The sequence below is a fragment of the Bacillus sp. M13(2017) genome, assembly GCF_002218325.1.
In the GTDB taxonomy this organism is placed as follows: domain Bacteria; phylum Bacillota; class Bacilli; order Bacillales; family Bacillaceae_G; genus Bacillus_A; species Bacillus_A thuringiensis_K.
The window spans coordinates 1,027,866-1,044,996 of sequence record NZ_KZ268500.1 but is presented as its reverse complement, the minus strand read 5'-3'; the positions used below and the strand labels follow the sequence as shown (position 1 = coordinate 1,044,996).

Below are 17,131 nucleotides of genomic sequence, written 5' to 3'. Positions count from 1 at the left end.
TTCTATGTAGATACAAAAAAAGATGACCAAAATGGCCATCCTTCACTCCGAATTTGAATGATCTATACTATCACAAAGAAGCATATCATGTCCGACTTTCTTTATTTGACTCCATGCCACCCTTACTTCTTGTGGTTCCTTTTTAAAGCCTCCCCACTTCCCTACAGGTATTATAAGTGTTTGTATTTGCCCGTCTTTCTCATTAATCTCTAAATCCATATAACCTAAGACTCCCATTTTTTCCGCTTTTTCTATATCTACAACCTCTTTACCACTTAATTCACTTAATCGCATACACACTCCACTCCCCCTACTGAATTTTTCATTTGCATTGTCTATAATTAGTACCTATTCTATATGTATAAAAAAAATAACCTTCTCTCTTTTAAAAAGAGAGAAGGTTATTTTCAGGTACATTGTAAAAGTTGATTATAGTTTTATTCCTCTTGGAAGTTTTCCGTCTGGACTAATAAGTGCCGCAGAGAACTCGTCAGTAAACATATTGCGAATTAATCCGTCCACATTTTCTTTTGTTACAGTGTTTACACTTTCAATAATCTCATCAAGTGAACGATGTTTACGAAGAAGCAATTCATTTTTACCGTTACGGCTCATACGGCTATTCGTACTTTCTAAACTTAACATTAAGTTTCCTTTTAGTTGCTCTTTACTATTAATAAGCTCTTTTTCTGTAATACCTGTATTTTTCAATGTTTCTAATGTTTCTTGCATTGTTTCATACAGTGTATCTAATTGTTGGCTACCTGTTCCACCATACAGTGTTAACATACCTGTATCTTCATAAGAAGAATGGTAAGAAAATACTGAGTACGCTAACCCACGTTGCTCACGTACTTCTTGGAATAAACGGCTACTCATACTACCGCCTAACACGTTATTTAATACGATTAAGTTATAAATATCTTCGTGTCCCATTTGTAAGCCTTTATATCCTAAACATAAATGAGCTTGTTCTGTTTCCTTTTTACGTGCTACCTTATTAAAATGGAAAATTGGGCTATGTACTTGTTCACGGTTTGTTGTTCCTTCATAACTACCGAAATATTGCTCTACCGTTTGTAAGAAGGCTTCATCAATATTTCCTGCAACTGAAACAACTACATTTTCAGGTGTGTAATGATCCTTAATATATTGGCGTAGTGTATCACCTGTAAACGTATTAAGCGTTTCTTCTGTTCCTAAAATAGGATATCCAAGCGGATGCGTTTCATATGTTGCTTTCGTTAACATATCATGCACAATATCATCTGGAGCATCTTCGTACATTTTAATTTCTTCACATACAACATTCTTCTCTTTTTTCAGTTCTTCTTCATCAAATGTTGAATTAAAGAACATGTCTGCTAATACATCTAAAGCATATTTAGCATGCTCATCTAGCACTTTTGCATAGTAACAAGTGTATTCTTTTGAAGTAAAAGCATTCACTTGCCCACCAATGCTATCAAATGATTCTGCAATTTCGCGTGCACTACGTGTTTCCGTCCCTTTAAAGAACATATGCTCTAAAAAGTGAGAAATCCCGTTATTTTTTTCATTTTCATTTCTTGATCCTGCATGGATCCAAATACCAATCGCAACCGATCTTACAGTTGGTATATTCTCCATAACTATTCTTACACCATTTTTACAAGTATATTTTTTAATCAAAAACTTTCCTCCTACTGCCAGTTTCTCTAAATAAGTGCTATTATTTAATGATAACAAGTTTAAGGATGAATGTCATGCAAATGTATTTAATCCACACGTTTTTCATCCAGTAATTCTGTTATATTCCCTACTTTATATCCTTGTTCCTTTAATTTTGTAATCATTGTATCTAATGCTTCTGTTGTTGACGAAGTAGGATGCATTAATACGATAGCACCAGGATGTATTTTTCTCATTACTCTCTGCAATAGTACATCTGGCTCAGGGCGCTTCCAATCGATTGTATCAACAGTCCACATGATCGTTCCCATTTGGAAATCATCTGCAATTTTCACGACTTCATCTCGAAAACTTCCACTCGGCGGTGCAAACCATCTCACCTTTTGATTCGTAGCTGCTTCAATCATTCGATTTGTTCTTTGTAACTGATCTCGTATTTCATCAGACGATAGCGTTTTCATATTAGGGTGTGTGTACGAGTGATTTCCAACTTCTTGTTTTGCATCGACAATCATTTTTGCAAACCGCAAATTTTCTTTCACCCAACGTCCTTCTAAAAAGAAAGTGGCCTTCACATCATGCTTTTTCAATATCTCTAATATGCGAGGCAAATACTCATTTCCCCATGCCACATTTATTGTTAATCCTACCATCTTTTTATTTGGATGCCCTCTATAAATTGGAGCTGGTGATAAATCTTCTAAATGAACACTTGGTGAGACTTCTTTGAATTCAAGATATTTTTGATCAAATTTCTTTAGCTTCTTCATATTATTATACGATGCTTCAATATCCACTTGTCTTCCATTATATCCAGGTGTTGCCTTCCATATTTTATCAATCATCGCATTTTGAGGTGCAATCTCATACTGTTTTGCATGCTTTTGAATTTCTTCGTGCAAGTTATCTTGTGCAAAAACAGAATAAGAGCCTAAACTGACATATAAAGAAAATATACATATGTATGCCAATATACGAACTTTCATATAAACCCTCCCAAATTAACTATATAAAAACATTTTCTTCTTATCTTTGTTAATTTGAGCGTTATAATGAAAACTATACCTATACCGACATAAAAATATATTGAACAACATGTTTTTTACATAACAAAAAAAGCCAGTTAAACTGGCTTTTACTTATTGCTGCTCTTGTTTGTTTTCTTCTTTAGCAGCTTCTTTTTCTTGCTCTTCTTTTAGCAATACTTTTCTAGATAGATTTACGCGACCTTGCTTGTCAATCTCGATAACTTTAACTGTAATTACATCACCGATTTTCACAACGTCTTCTACTTTACCTACACGCTCAAGTGCAAGTTCAGAAATGTGAACTAATCCATCTTTACCGCTGAATAATTCAACGAAAGCACCGAATTTCTCAACACGTTTCACTTTTCCTTCGTAGATTTCACCTACTTGTACTTCGCGAACGATATCTTCGATAATTTTCTTAGCTTTGTCGTTCATTTCTTGGTTTATTGAAGAAATGAATACTGTGCCATCTTGCTCGATGTCAATTTTAACGCCAGTTTCTTCAATAATTTTATTGATTTGTTTACCGCTCGGTCCGATAACGTCACGGATTTTATCTGGATTAATTGTCATTGTAATAATCTTTGGAGCATACGCTGATAATTCAGTGCGTGGCTCTGGAATAACAGATAACATATGATTTAGAATGTGCACACGACCAACTTTCGCTTGTTGTAATGCCTCTTCTAAAATTTCACGAGATAGACCATCGATTTTAATGTCCATTTGTAGTGCAGTTACACCTTGTGCTGTACCTGCTACTTTAAAGTCCATATCACCTAAATGATCTTCCATACCTTGAATATCAGATAAAATTGTGTAATGCTCACCAGTTTTAACTAGACCCATTGCAATACCTGCAACTGGAGCTTTAAGTGGAACACCAGCATCCATCATTGCTAAAGTACTACCACAAATACTTGCTTGTGAAGTAGAACCATTTGATTCTAAAACTTCAGATACAAGACGTACTGTGTATGGGAAATCTTTTTCAGATGGAATTACAGGCTCAAGTGCGCGTTCTCCTAGTGCACCGTGACCGATTTCACGACGACCTGGTCCACGCATTGGTCTAGTTTCACCAACACTAAATGATGGGAAATTGTAATGGTGCATAAAGCGTTTTGATTCTTCTACACCAAGACCATCTAAAATTTGCACATCGCCTAATGCACCTAATGTACAAATACTTAATGCTTGTGTTTGTCCACGAGTGAACAAACCAGAACCGTGTGTACGAGATAAAATGCCAACCTCTGATGCTAATGGACGGATTTCGTCACCTTTACGGCCATCTGGGCGGATTTTTTCAACTGTAATAAGACGACGTACTTCTTCTTTTACAATTTTATATAAAATCTCATTTACTTGTCCTAATGTATCAGCGTCAGCTTCCTGCGCTTCGTAATGCTCAATAACACGCTTTTTCACTTCGTTAATTGCATCTTCACGTGCATGTTTCTCATGTACTTGAATTGCTGAATGCATATCTTCTTCAGCCATTTCACGTACAGCTTGGTTAAGATCAGCGTCAACTTCATAAAGTTTCACTTCTGATTTCTCTTTACCTACAGCTTGTACAATCTCTTCTTGGAATGCAATTAGACGTTTAATTTCGTCATGACCAAACATAATTGCTTCTAACATTGTTTCCTCAGGCACTTGATCTGCTCCTGCTTCAACCATGTTAATTGCATCTTTCGTACCAGCTACAACAAGGTGAATATCACTTTGTTCTTGCTGTTCTACTGTTGGGTTGATAACGAATTCGCCGTTAATACGACCAACTGTTGCACCCGCGATTGGACCTTCAAATGGAATATCTGAAATCGATAACGCTAATGAAGAACCAAGCATAGCTGCCATTTCAGAAGAACAATCTTGATCAACACTCATTACGATGCTGACAACTTGTACTTCGTTACGGAAACCATCTGCGAAAAGTGGACGGATTGGACGGTCGATTAAACGACTTGCCAAAATTGCTTTTTCACTTGGACGACCTTCACGTTTAATGAAACCGCCAGGAATTTTTCCGACTGCATATAAACGCTCTTCATAGTTTACTGTAAGTGGGAAGAAATCTACATTTTTTGCTTCTTTTGATGCAGTTGCTGTAGATAGAACCGCTGTATCGCCATATCTTACTAATACTGCTCCGTTCGCTTGTTTTGCAAGCTGACCAGTTTCAACTGTTAGCTGGCGACCAGCTAAATCTATCGAGAAGACTTGCTTTTCTTGACTCATTTAAGTACCCCTCTCAATTTAAAGTATTCAATTCTTCTATGTAAATGGATAGTATATCACAATATTCTACCTCTAGTATTGCCTAAAATTAAGTAAGCTATAAAGCGTAGAAGATATATTTTTACCTAACAAAAAAGCGGGAATATTCCCGCTTCTTTGACTATCGACGTAAGCCAAGCTTTGTGATTAATTCACGGTAACGTGTGATATCGCTATTACGAAGGTAAGTTAGTAAGTTACGACGTTTACCAACCATCTTTAATAGACCACGACGTGAATGATGATCTTTCTTGTGAGTACGTAAGTGCTCGTTTAGAGTGTTAATTTGCTCCGTTAGGACAGCAATTTGAACCTCTGGAGAACCAGTATCAGTCTCATGAGTTCTAAATTGTGCAATGATTTCATTTTTACGTTCTTGTGTTAAAGCCATCCTATTTCACCTCCTATTAATTAAACCCCCAATTACCTAGCAAGCGTCGGTGAGTCGCAATGCCAAGCAATGGTTGTCATAAAGTACATAACATAGAATACTACTTTTCATTTGAAAAAGCAAGTATATTCTTTTCGTTCATAAAATATTCTTGTGCTGTCTTCTTATCTTTTGCGATTTGTTCAACTAACTCATCAATACCGTTGAATTTCTTTTCTGCTCTTATACGCATATGCCACTCTACTGTAACATTTTGATCGTATATATCTTTGTTAAATTCAAATAAGTGCACTTCAATTGATAATTGACGCTCATCTTCTTTAAAAGTCGGTTTATATCCAATATTACATACACCATCGTACCATTCATCGTGAACTTTTAATCTCACTGCATAAACACCTACAGGTGGCAATAAATACTCATCACTTAAACCTACATTAGCTGTTGGGAAACCAATTTGACGCCCACGTTTGTCGCCGTGTATAACTGTTCCCGCTACAGTATAGGCTCTACCTAAAATAGATGGAATTTGCTCCATTTCGCCATTTCGAATTAACTTTCGTAATGCTGTAGAACTTACTTTCTCTTCTTGAAATTCAACTTTTTCAATCACAGTCTGTGTAAACTCCCCTCTTGCATGAAATGGTAAAGTCTCCATCTTTCCTTTTCCTAAACGTCCATATGAATAATCAAACCCTGCTACTACATGCTTTACATTTAAACCAATAATATAATCATCTACAAATTGTTGCGGTAATAACCCTGCAAATGATTCATCAAATTTAATCACATATAATATATCGATTCCTAAGCTTTCGACTATTTTTTCTTTATCGCGCATTGGTGTAATATACTCCACATGCGCATCCTTTTTCCCTAAAACAACAGATGGATGAGGATGAAATGTCATAACTGCACTTTTATATCCTCGTTCGTCCGCTATTTTTTTCGCAGTTCGAATTACACATTGATGTCCTAAATGAATGCCATCAAAAAATCCTAATGCCATTACAGTAGGTGGTAATTCTAATTTATTTTGTTCATGTGGATGAGTTAAATGAATAAGTTTCACGCTTGAATTCACCTTTTTCTGTAATAATCCTTCCAATAATTCATTATAGCTTTAGTTCTTGATTATTCACAAGTACTTTCATCGGCTTTAACATGCCAGGATGTTTCGGATGATGTTCATAAATTGCTAAGCAACGATCATTTTTATCAAACACTGTAATAAATGGTGCTGTTATTTCTAATTCATTCTTTAAGAACATACCATTCTTTATTTTCTCTGTTTGCTTTTCATCTACAACCATTTTTGGAAACTTGCTTAATGCTTCATCAATTGAAATGAAGATAGACTCTACTGTTCCATTTTGCACGTTTTCTTCAATTTCTTCAAATGATATGCAATCTTCTAATAAAAATTCACCAGATGCCGTTCTTACAAGGTGAGACATATGTGATGGGAAACCAAGTTTCTCCCCTATCATTACAGCTAACGTTCTTACATATGTTCCTTTACTACACGTTACACGGAAACGGAATGAAATATTTTCTCCTTCAAAAACTTCACGATCATCAAGTAATACGAATTCATGAATTGTAATTGTACGAACTGGACGTTCTACCTCTTGTCCTGCTCTTGCATATTCGTATAATTTTTTCCCGTTTACTTTTACAGCCGAGAACATTGGTGGCATTTGTTCAATCGTGCCTGTTAATTCCGCAAGGACTTTCTCTACTTCCTTACGAGTAATAGTACGATCTACATTTTTCGTTTCAACAACCTCACCAGAAGCATCTTCGGTTGTCGTTGAAAACCCTAATGTTACTTCACCTTCATATGTTTTCGTTTCACTTGTTAAAAATTGTGCAATTTTCGTTGCTCTTCCAACGCAAATTGGTAATACTCCTGTTACATCAGGGTCTAATGTTCCCGTATGACCAATTCTCTTTTCTCGCAATATCTTTCTTAATTTAAATACACAATCATGTGATGTCATGCCTTTTGGCTTATGTAATAATACTACACCTTCCATATATGTTCACCTCATCATAATTCTCTCGTAGTAAATATCCAAAACTTATTTTGCATTGAAAAAATGGATAGACAAATGTCTATCCATTATTCTTCACGTTTACCGTCTTTATTAATTTCATGTAAAAGTGTATCAATTCGATGACCATATCCGATAGACTCATCAAACTCAAAGGTAATTTCTGGTGTTTTACGAAGACGAATACGTTGGCCGATTTCTGAACGAATAAAGCCTTTTGCCTTCGCTAAACCTTTTAAAGTATTTTCTTTCTGTTCTTCATCACCTAAAACAGAAATATATACTTTAGCAATTTGTAAATCACCACTCACTTGTACATCAGTTACTGTAACAAATCCAATACGTGGGTCTTTAATTTTACGACTGATAATGTCGCCTAATTCTTTTTTCATTTGCTCGCCCACACGGTTCGCACGTAATTTCATAACTCTTCACCTCATTCAATACCATTCCAAATGTGTTATTGTACGTTCAATTTCAGGAAATGAATCGATGTACTCAAGTACACGATTCATTTCTTTCTCACAGATAACACGATTTGAGGATACGGAAACAATTGCAATTTCTGTACGTTGCCATACATCTTGGTGCCCAACTTCAGAAACAGCTACATTATAGCGCTGTTTTACACGAGTTAACACACGTTGTAAAATTGCACGTTTCTCTTTTAAAGAATGCACATTGTAAATCATACACTCGAATGAGAGTGAAGCGATAATCATCGCTTCACTTCTTCCATAATGTACGCTTCAATGATGTCCCCTTCTTTAAGATCATTATATCTCTCAATTGTAATACCACACTCATAGTTTTGTGCAACTTCTTTTACGTCGTCTTTGAAACGTTTTAACGTATCAAGTTGTCCTTCGAAAATTACTACGCCGTCACGGATAATACGTACGCCACTATCACGCGTAATTTTACCGTCTGTTACGTAACAACCTGCGATTGTTCCAACTTTTGTTACTTTAAACGTTTGACGAACTTCTGCTTGACCGATTACTTTTTCTTCGAATTCTGGATCAAGCATACCTTGCATAGCTGCTTCAATCTCTTCGATTACTTTATAAATAATACGGTGTAAACGAATATCAACGTTCTCTAATTCAGCTGTACGCTTCGCGTTCACATCTGGACGTACGTTAAATCCAATTACAATTGCATTAGATGCAGAAGCTAAAATGATATCAGATTCTGTAATCGCACCTACACCAGTGTGAATGATTTTAACTTTTACGCCTTCAACATCAATTTTACGAAGTGATGCTGCCATCGCTTCAACAGAACCTTGTACGTCTGCTTTTACGATTAAGTTAATTTCTTTTACATCGCCCTCTTGGATTTGTTGGAATAAATCTTCAAGGCTTAATTTAGATTTCTCACCACGTTGTGCAACTAACGCTTCTTGTGCACGTGATTCACCAATTTGACGAGCTTTCTTCTCATCAGCAAATGCCATGAAACGATCTCCAGCCTGTGGTACTTCGTTTAAACCAGTAATTTCAACAGGAGTTGATGGACCAGCAACTTTTACACGACGACCAATATCACTTACCATTGCACGAACACGTCCGAATGAAGTTCCAACAACGATTGGATCTCCAACTCGAAGCGTACCATTTTGAACAAGTAATGTCGCGATAGTTCCTTTACCTTTATCAAGCTGTGCTTCGATTACTGTACCAGTTGCATAGCGGTTTGGATTTGCTTTATATTCTTCTACTTCACTTACAAGAAGGATCATTTCTAGTAAGTTGTCAATGCCTTCGCCTTGAATTGCAGAAATTGGTACGAAAATAGTATCTCCGCCCCAAGCTTCTGGAACTAATTCATATTCAGTTAGTTCTTGCATTACGCGATCAGGGTTTGCAGCTGGTTTATCCATTTTATTCACAGCAACAATAATTGGTACTCCTGCTGCCTTCGCATGGTTAATTGCTTCAACCGTTTGTGGCATAACACCGTCATCCGCTGCAACAACAAGGATTGTAATATCCGTTACTTGTGCCCCACGAGCACGCATCGTTGTAAATGCTGCGTGACCAGGTGTATCTAAGAATGTAATCTTCTTATCGTTTACTTCAACTTGATATGCACCGATATGCTGAGTAATTCCACCCGCTTCGCCTGCAGTTACTTTTGAGTTACGAATAGAATCCAGTAATGTTGTTTTACCATGGTCAACGTGTCCCATGATTGTAACTACAGCTGGACGTTCTTTTAAGTTCTCTTCATCATCTTGCTCATCAATGAATGTTTCAAACTCAGTCTCGCTTACAATTACTTCTTCTTCTACTTCAATACCGTAGTCGTTAGCAATTAACTCAATTGTATCTTTATCCAAGTCTTGGTTAATTGTTGCCATAATTCCAAGCATGAAGAGCTTCTTAATAATTTCAGATGGCTCTTTGCTTAATTTTTTAGCAAGATCTCCTACTGTAAGGCTTCCAGAGAAAGTAATTTTATCTGGTGTTTCTACAATTTGAGTTTGTTGTCTACCAGCAAAGTTCTCTTGACGTTTGTCTTCGTTTCCTTTGCCTTTTTTCTTTTTCTTATTGCTGTTCTTTTTACTGCGAACAACTTTTTCTTCTACTTCAAACTCATCTGCAACAGAAGGTTTTTCAGTTTGATATTCATTATCTAATTTATTTACTACTTCATCGTCTAACATTGTCATATGATTCGAAACCTCGATATTCATTTCTTTTAGTTTTGTCATAAGATCTTTACTTGAGATATTATGTTTTTTTGCATATTCATGCACTCGAATTTTACTCATACCTTCACCCCCGGTAATTTGTATCGAGCATGCTACGCAGCTTTTTCGCAAAGCCTACATCTAACACAGCTACAACGACTCGCTCATCTCTCCCAATCGCATGCCCTAATTGTTGTCGATTTTCGACCTTTCTCATTGGTACGTTGTAGTACGTAGTTTTATCTGTGATGCGTTTTGTAGTATTTACTGACGCATCTTCAGATAGCAATACAAGTTTTGCTTTGCCACTTCGTACTTCTTTTAAAACGAGTTCTTCACCCGAAATAATTTTCCGAGCCCGGTTTGCTAGTCCTAAAAACGATTTCCAATCGGACACTTATTTCGACTCCTTCTCAACAAGCTCAAGAAGCTCTTCATATAAAGAACCGTCGATTTTCGCTTTTAGATGATGTTCCAAAACATTTTTCTTTTGAGCTTGAAGAATGCTCTCCTTGTCCTTCGACAAGTAAGCACCTCGTCCTGATTTTTTCCCAGTTAAATCAATGGACACTTCTCCCTCTTTGGAACGAACAATGCGAACGAGCTCTCGTTTTGATTTCATTTCTTGCGTTGCAACACATTTTCGTAACGGAACTTTTCGATTGCTCATACTCATCACCTCTATTCGATTTCGTCTTCCACTGAATCGAATCCAAATGCGATTACGCTATCTTCTTCTGTTACAATACCAAGTTGTTTCGCATCAGACTCACTCTTAATATCAATTTTCCAGCCTGTTAATTTAGCTGCAAGACGTGCATTTTGTCCACGCTTACCGATAGCTAATGATAATTGGTGGTCTGGAACAACTACTGTTGTCGCTTTTTCTTCTTCATCTACAAGTACTTTAACAACTTGTGATGGGCTTAATGCATTTGCAACATATTCAACTGGATCATTTGACCAGCGGACGATGTCAATTTTTTCACCTTTTAATTCGTCTACAATGCGTTGTACACGTTGCCCTTTTGGTCCTACACAAGAACCAACTGGATCAACATCAGTGTTCTCTGCATATACAGAGATCTTAGAGCGATCGCCAGCTTCACGTGCTACAGAACGAATTTCTACAGTTCCATCATAGATTTCAGGAACTTCCATTTCGAATAAACGTTTTAAAAGACCAGGATGTGTACGTGATACGTAAATTTGTGGTCCTTTTGTCGTTTTTTCTACTTTCGTAATGAATACGCGAATACGATCATGTGGTTTGTATTGCTCATTAGGCATTTGCTCACTTACAGGTAATAAAGCTTCTACTTTCCCTAAGCTTACATAGATGAAACGAGCATCTTGACGTTGTACAATACCTACCATAATATCTTCTTCACGGTCACTAAACTCAGAGTAAATAACACCGCGCTCTGCTTCACGCACTCGTTGTGTGACAACTTGTTTTGCAGTTTGTGCTGCAATACGACCAAAGTCTTTTGGTGTTACTTCAATTTCTAGTACGTCACCATCTTGGTAGTTTGGATTAATTTGTCTTGCTTCCTCTACAGAAATTTCAAGACGTGGATCAAACACATTGTCTACTACGTCTTTACGTGCTAAAACTTGAATTGTTCCCACTTCTGGGTTAAAGCTCACACGAACGTTTTGTGCTTGATTAAAATTGCGCTTATAAGCAGAGATTAAAGCTGCTTCAATCGCATCAATAATAATGTCTTTGCTAATGCCTTTTTCAGATTCTAATACGAGCAAAGCATCTAATAACTCAGTGCTCATGAAGATCCCCCTTCTAACTAAAACGTAACAGCAAGTCGCGCATTTGCGACTTTATCCATCGAAATTTGGATTTCTTTTTTACGTGTTTTAATTGTTAATAATAATGTTATTGTTGTACCATCGTAAGAAAGCAGTTTTCCTTCAAACATCTTTTCACCATCAATCGGCTCATATGTTTTAATTGCCACTTGTTTTCCTACCGCTTGCTGGAAGTCTTTTTCTTTCTTTAATGGGCGTTCCGCTCCAGGAGATGATACATCCAAAAAGTAAAGATGAGGAATTGGATCCTCTTTATCTAAAGCTTCGCTTAAACGTTCACTTACCGCACCGCATTCTTCAATGTCGACTCCCTTTTCAGAATCGATAAATACGCGTAAGAACCAGTCTTGTCCTTCTTTCACATACTCTACATCTACAAGTTCAAGATTTAACTCTTCAACGATCGGCTGCGCAAATGCTTCTACAACTTCTGTGACTTTCTTATCCATAAACAGCCTCCTTCCTGCCGTCATGTACCATTTAAAAGAAGAAGACCCCGCCACTTTAAAAACGGTCTATCTTATTCTTTCTCGTTAGCTAACAAAAGCCCCTGCTGTTCAGCAGGGATTATCTGTCTTAGTATTACCAAATTTAAGAAGTAAAACTTGTAACAAAATATGTATATACGACAGAAATCTTTTACCTATCTACGTAGAGAAAACATAGATAGTAACACGAAAGAGTGGGTTTCCCCACTCTTTTCTTTACACAATATACATGACATGGTTATCTCGGTTAATAGTATATCATAGGAAATGTTGATTTGCAAAGACTTTTCCTACCTACTAGAACAGTGATAACTGGTTTTGATCCGGTAAATCTCCTAAACAACCTTGACTATCTAAATACTCAATAATTGTTTTCGAAACCTTACTACGCTGCTGCAAGTCCTCTTTTGATAAGAAGTCTCCATTTTTGCGTGCTTCTACAATACTTAAAGCTGCGTTTGTACCAAGACCAGGTACCGCATTAAATGGAGGGATTAATGAGTCTCCATCAATAATAAAGTCTGTTGCATGCGAACGATACAAATCAACCTTTTGGAATGAGTATCCACGCTCACACATTTCAAGTGTCATTTCTAATACCGTTAATAAACTCTTCTCTTTCGGCGCTGCATCTAAACCTTTTTGCGCAATTTCATCAATTCTTGCACGTATAGATGCTGAACCTTTCGCCATTGCTTCTACGTCAAAGTCATCTGCTCGAACTGTAAAATATGCCGCATAGAATAACAGTGCAAAATGTACTTTAAAGTATGCGATACGTACAGCCATAAGCACGTAAGCAGCCGCATGGGCTTTAGGGAACATATACTTGATTTTCTTACATGAATCAATATACCAACCTGGTACATTATTACTTTTCATGTCGTCTTCCCATTCTTCCGGTACACCTTTACCTTTACGTACCGACTCCATGATTTTGAAGGCTAATGATGGATCTAGACCTTGATAGATTAAATATACCATGATGTCATCACGACAACCGATAACTTCGCTCAGCGTACATGTACCGTTATAAATTAACTCGTTTGCATTACCAAGCCATACGTCCGTACCATGTGATAGTCCAGAAATTTGGACTAACTCTGAGAATGTCGTTGGTTTTGTCTCTTCTAACATCTGTCTTACGAATTTCGTACCGAATTCTGGTATACCAAGTGTACCTGTTTTACAGTTAATTTGTTCTTCCGTTACGCCTAGCGATTCTGGACCTGAGAAAATTTTCATTACTTCTGGATCATCCGTTGGGATTGTTTTCGGATCAATACCACTTAAATCTTGTAACATACGAATAACGGTCGGATCATCGTGTCCGAGTATATCAAGTTTCAATAAATTATCATGAATCGAGTGGAAATCAAAATGCGTTGTTCTCCATTCAGCACCAATTGAATCTGCTGGATACTGTATTGGTGAGAAATCAAAGATATCCATGTAATCTGGCACAACGATAATACCGCCTGGATGCTGTCCAGTTGTACGTTTTACACCGGTACATCCTGCTACTAAGCGATCAATCTCTGCATTTCGAATCGTTAAGTTATGATCATTTGCATAACCTTTTACATATCCGTAAGCAGTTTTTTCCGCAACTGTACCAATCGTTCCTGCACGATATACATAGTCTTCACCGAACAGTACTTTCGTATAGTTATGGGCACGTGGTTGGTACTCCCCGGAGAAGTTCAAATCGATATCGGGTACCTTATCTCCTTTAAATCCAAGGAACGTTTCGAACGGAATGTCATGTCCATCTTTTACATACGGAATATTACAAGCAGGACATTCTTTATCTGGTAAGTCAAAACCAGAACCTACAGAACCATCATTAAAGAATTCTGATTGCTTACACTTCGGACATACATAGTGTGGTGGTAATGGGTTTACTTCTGTAATTTCCATCATCGTTGCAACAAATGATGACCCTACCGATCCACGCGAACCTACTAGATATCCGTCTACTAACGATTTTTTCACAAGCTTATGTGAAATTAAATAAATTACGGCGAATCCATGCCCAATAATACTTTTTAATTCTTTTTCTAAACGTGCTTCTACAATTTCCGGTAGCTCTTCACCATAAATGCTACGCGCCATTTTATAACTCATATCACGCGTTTCATCATCAGCACCTTCAATTTTCGGTGTGTATAGATCGTCTTTTACTGGATGCACATCACCAATTAATGACGCAATCTTTTGTGTATTTGTTACAACAACTTCTTTCGCTTTGTCTTCACCTAAGAATGAAAAACATTCTAACATTTCATCAGTTGTACGGAAATGTACTGGCGGTAATGAATGTCGATTTAACGGATTGGCTCCGCCCTGCGAACTGACTAAAATTTTACGATACATTGCATCCTCAGGGTCTAAATAATGCACGTTTCCTGTAGCAACAACTGGTTTATCTAACGTCTCACCTAGTTTTACTAAGTTAGAAATGATTGTTTTTAATTGACCTTCGTCTCGAACAAGCTCACGTTCTACTAAATGACGTAACACCTCTGGAGGCATTACTTCAATGTAGTCATAGAACTGGGCAATTTCTTCTACCTCTTCAGGTGCCTTTTGCATCATTGCCTCGAACACTTCACCTTTATCACAAGCCGTTCCTACTAAAATTCCTTCACGGTATTTTTTTAATAGTGACCTCGGCACACGTGGTACACGGTAAAAGTAATTAAGGTGAGAATATGAAACAAGTTTATATAAATTTTTCAATCCAACATCTGATGTGGCAAGTAACGTCATATGACTTGGACGGCCACGCTTATACGCATCCCCTTGTCCCATGCTATCATTTAATTGATCGTGATATTCAAATCCCTTTTCAATTACGTCTTTCAACATTTTCACAAGTAAATATCCCGTCGCTTCTGTATCATAAATCGCACGGTGATGTTGTGTTAATTCAATATCAAGTTTTTTACACATCGTATTTAATCGATGATTTTTCATTTCTGGGAATAAGAATCGTGCAAGTTCTAACGTATCAATAACGGGGTTATTCGTTTTTTCTAACCCAGCCTTTTTAAAACCTACATTAATAAAGCCCATATCGAAGCTCGCGTTATGGGCAACAAGTGTATGATCGCCCATCCATTCCTCAAACTTTTTAAACACTTCGTCCACTTCAGGTGCATCAGTTAACATATCATCTGTAATACCTGTCAATTCAATAATCGTCGCTGATAATGGTTGATGTGGATTTGCGAAAGATTCAAAGCGATCAATAATTTCGCCACCCTTTACTTTTACGGCAGCCAACTCAATGACTGTATCGTATACAGCTGATAAACCTGTCGTCTCAACGTCGAAAACAACATACGTTTCCTCTGCAAGTAAACGATGCGCTTCATTATACGCTATCGGTACACCATCATTAACTAGATTTGCTTCTACACCATATATAACTTTAACTCCAGCCTTTTTCCCCGCAGAATACGCCTCTGGGAAAGACTGAGCCACGGCATGGTCTGTCACCGCAATAGCCTCATGTCCCCATTTACCAGCTTGAGCAACAAGCTTAGAAACTGGAGTGACAGCGTCCATTTGACTCATCGGAGTATGGAGATGCAGCTCTACTCGTTTTTCGCCTTCTGGCGCTTTATCTTTACGAGACGGTCCTGTTATTTCATTAATATCATTTGCAATCATTACTAAATCTCGAACAAATGTATCGTTTTGAACAGAACCACGCGCTTTCACCCACATTCCTTTTTTCAAGGATTGCAGCATTGGAATATCTTCTTTGTCACGCGAGAACATTTTGATCATAATAGAATCCGTATAATCCGTTATTTTTAAAGTTAATAACGTACGTCCACTACGAAGCTCTTTTGTTTCTACATGGAAGACATATCCTTGAACCGTTTTTCTTCTTTCTTCATCTTGAATTTCTCGCATTGGTGTAATCTCTTCATCTGGCTTAATAAGATACCCGAGTGTAATCGGTCCTTCATACACAACGCTGCTTTCTTCAGCTTGCTTCTTCGCCATTTCTTCCATAGCTTGTATAACACGCTCGCGGTCTTCTTGCTGCGTTTGTTCACGAAACTTTTGCATTTCTTCTGTATTTTGCTGTATATGTGTGTCTAACTGAAAACGCGGGAATCCAAAAACTTCGTATTGATCCCCTACTGGTTTCGCAACGTTTTTCTTTAAAGCAGTAGACTCCAGCTCGTTATTCACATTTATTAGCAACTTCACTCCATTCACCTGTGGAAGCTGCTTCTTTAAGTATGCGAACATAGGTGAAAATGTAATTCGTTCCGTACAAAGCGGCCAATACGCCCTCACTTCTTCTTCTGTAAATTGTTTATTCTCTGTTTCTAATGCAAATGTTGTTCTTGCAATATGAGAAAATGATTGCTTAAGCTTTGTTTCTAGCAATTCATATAATTCTGTAGGCAAAATACGTGGCACTTGTAAATCAAAATGCCAACTTTTATTCGCTTTATCAATAACGAGCCTTTCAATACCACCGCCTTGTAAATATTGATTTATAAGGTCGTCTGGTATTTGCAACTGCTGGAGCAAAATTTGAAATCGCTCTTGTTGTTCATTTGTTAAAGACATAAGCACTCTCCTTCCATTTGCTATTATAAATTGAAACGTACCACAAAGAAAGATTTCTCACTTCTTCTTTTACAAAATACGTT

General features: G+C 37.2%; 15 protein-coding genes. All 15 read right to left on the bottom strand.

All coding sequences use genetic code 11. The features are described 5' to 3' along the window. Nucleotides 1–42: 42 nt before the first annotated feature. Nucleotides 43–294, bottom strand: coding sequence for a YlmC/YmxH family sporulation protein (locus CGQ22_RS06005; RefSeq protein ID WP_001239758.1), 252 nt, complete (start codon nt 292–294; stop codon nt 43–45). 135 nt (nt 295–429) lie between these two features. Continuing rightward, nucleotides 430–1,671, bottom strand: coding sequence for a M16 family metallopeptidase (locus CGQ22_RS06000; protein ID WP_000593000.1), 1,242 nt, complete (start codon nt 1,669–1,671; stop codon nt 430–432). Between the two features lie 86 nt (nt 1,672–1,757). Then, nucleotides 1,758–2,657: a polysaccharide deacetylase family protein gene (locus tag CGQ22_RS05995; RefSeq protein ID WP_000868228.1), complete on the bottom strand. Its 900-nt coding sequence runs from the start codon at nt 2,655–2,657 to the stop codon at nt 1,758–1,760. A gap of 153 nt (nt 2,658–2,810) precedes the next feature. After that, a complete protein-coding gene (pnp, locus tag CGQ22_RS05990) occupies nt 2,811–4,949 on the bottom strand; it encodes a polyribonucleotide nucleotidyltransferase (RefSeq protein WP_000076737.1) in 2,139 nt (712 codons plus the stop codon). A gap of 160 nt (nt 4,950–5,109) precedes the next feature. Next, nucleotides 5,110–5,379, bottom strand: coding sequence for a 30S ribosomal protein S15 (gene rpsO / locus CGQ22_RS05985; protein WP_001229392.1), 270 nt, complete (start codon nt 5,377–5,379; stop codon nt 5,110–5,112). Between the two features lie 100 nt (nt 5,380–5,479). Continuing rightward, a complete protein-coding gene (ribF, locus tag CGQ22_RS05980; protein WP_089148370.1) occupies nt 5,480–6,451 on the bottom strand; it encodes a bifunctional riboflavin kinase/FAD synthetase in 972 nt (323 codons plus the stop codon). Between the two features lie 43 nt (nt 6,452–6,494). After that, nucleotides 6,495–7,418 (bottom strand): tRNA pseudouridine(55) synthase TruB, encoded by a 924-nt coding sequence (gene truB / locus CGQ22_RS05975; RefSeq protein WP_089148369.1) that lies wholly within the window; start codon nt 7,416–7,418, stop codon nt 6,495–6,497. Between the two features lie 86 nt (nt 7,419–7,504). Further along, nucleotides 7,505–7,861 carry a 30S ribosome-binding factor RbfA gene (gene rbfA, locus CGQ22_RS05970; protein ID WP_000776437.1) on the bottom strand — a complete coding sequence of 119 codons (357 nt, stop codon included), beginning with the start codon at nt 7,859–7,861 and terminating at the stop codon, nt 7,505–7,507. Nucleotides 7,862–7,876: 15 nt separating this feature from the next. Then, entirely contained in the window at nt 7,877–8,158 is a 282-nt protein-coding gene (locus tag CGQ22_RS05965; RefSeq protein ID WP_000582368.1) for a DUF503 domain-containing protein, read from the bottom strand. Then, a complete protein-coding gene (infB, locus tag CGQ22_RS05960; protein ID WP_000036343.1) occupies nt 8,155–10,215 on the bottom strand; it encodes a translation initiation factor IF-2 in 2,061 nt (686 codons plus the stop codon). The genes CGQ22_RS05965 and infB overlap by 4 nt, the downstream gene beginning before the upstream one ends. A 4-nt stretch (nt 10,216–10,219) precedes the next feature. After that, nucleotides 10,220–10,531: a YlxQ family RNA-binding protein gene (locus CGQ22_RS05955; protein ID WP_001286524.1), complete on the bottom strand. Its 312-nt coding sequence runs from the start codon at nt 10,529–10,531 to the stop codon at nt 10,220–10,222. Then, nucleotides 10,532–10,804 carry an RNase P modulator RnpM gene (rnpM, locus tag CGQ22_RS05950; RefSeq protein ID WP_000071127.1) on the bottom strand — a complete coding sequence of 91 codons (273 nt, stop codon included), beginning with the start codon at nt 10,802–10,804 and terminating at the stop codon, nt 10,532–10,534. An 11-nt stretch (nt 10,805–10,815) separates the two neighbouring features. Beyond that, nucleotides 10,816–11,922 (bottom strand): transcription termination factor NusA, encoded by a 1,107-nt coding sequence (gene nusA / locus CGQ22_RS05945; protein ID WP_000102604.1) that lies wholly within the window; start codon nt 11,920–11,922, stop codon nt 10,816–10,818. A 17-nt stretch (nt 11,923–11,939) separates the two neighbouring features. Then, nucleotides 11,940–12,410, bottom strand: a complete 471-nt coding sequence (rimP, locus tag CGQ22_RS05940) for a ribosome maturation factor RimP (protein ID WP_000359096.1) — start codon at nt 12,408–12,410, stop codon at nt 11,940–11,942. A 336-nt stretch (nt 12,411–12,746) separates the two neighbouring features. Next, on the bottom strand, nt 12,747–17,048 hold the full coding sequence (locus tag CGQ22_RS05935; RefSeq protein ID WP_000060003.1) for a PolC-type DNA polymerase III: 4,302 nt from the start codon (nt 17,046–17,048) through the stop codon (nt 12,747–12,749). Between the last annotated feature and the right edge of the window lie 83 nt (nt 17,049–17,131).

Coding starts and splice junctions, on each gene's coding strand:
- CGQ22_RS05995 (WP_000868228.1), bottom strand. CDS start 2,657: ATGAAAGTTCGTATATTGGCATACATATGTATATTTTCTTTATATGTC.
- rbfA (WP_000776437.1), bottom strand. CDS start 7,861: ATGAAATTACGTGCGAACCGTGTGGGCGAGCAAATGAAAAAAGAATTA.
- CGQ22_RS05935 (WP_000060003.1), bottom strand. CDS start 17,048: ATGTCTTTAACAAATGAACAACAAGAGCGATTTCAAATTTTGCTCCAG.
- rpsO (WP_001229392.1), bottom strand. CDS start 5,379: ATGGCTTTAACACAAGAACGTAAAAATGAAATCATTGCACAATTTAGA.
- infB (WP_000036343.1), bottom strand. CDS start 10,215: ATGAGTAAAATTCGAGTGCATGAATATGCAAAAAAACATAATATCTCA.
- rimP (WP_000359096.1), bottom strand. CDS start 12,410: ATGGATAAGAAAGTCACAGAAGTTGTAGAAGCATTTGCGCAGCCGATC.
- nusA (WP_000102604.1), bottom strand. CDS start 11,922: ATGAGCACTGAGTTATTAGATGCTTTGCTCGTATTAGAATCTGAAAAA.
- rnpM (WP_000071127.1), bottom strand. CDS start 10,804: ATGAGCAATCGAAAAGTTCCGTTACGAAAATGTGTTGCAACGCAAGAA.
- CGQ22_RS05965 (WP_000582368.1), bottom strand. CDS start 8,158: ATGATTATCGCTTCACTCTCATTCGAGTGTATGATTTACAATGTGCAT.
- pnp (WP_000076737.1), bottom strand. CDS start 4,949: ATGAGTCAAGAAAAGCAAGTCTTCTCGATAGATTTAGCTGGTCGCCAG.
- truB (WP_089148369.1), bottom strand. CDS start 7,418: ATGGAAGGTGTAGTATTATTACATAAGCCAAAAGGCATGACATCACAT.
- CGQ22_RS06005 (WP_001239758.1), bottom strand. CDS start 294: ATGCGATTAAGTGAATTAAGTGGTAAAGAGGTTGTAGATATAGAAAAA.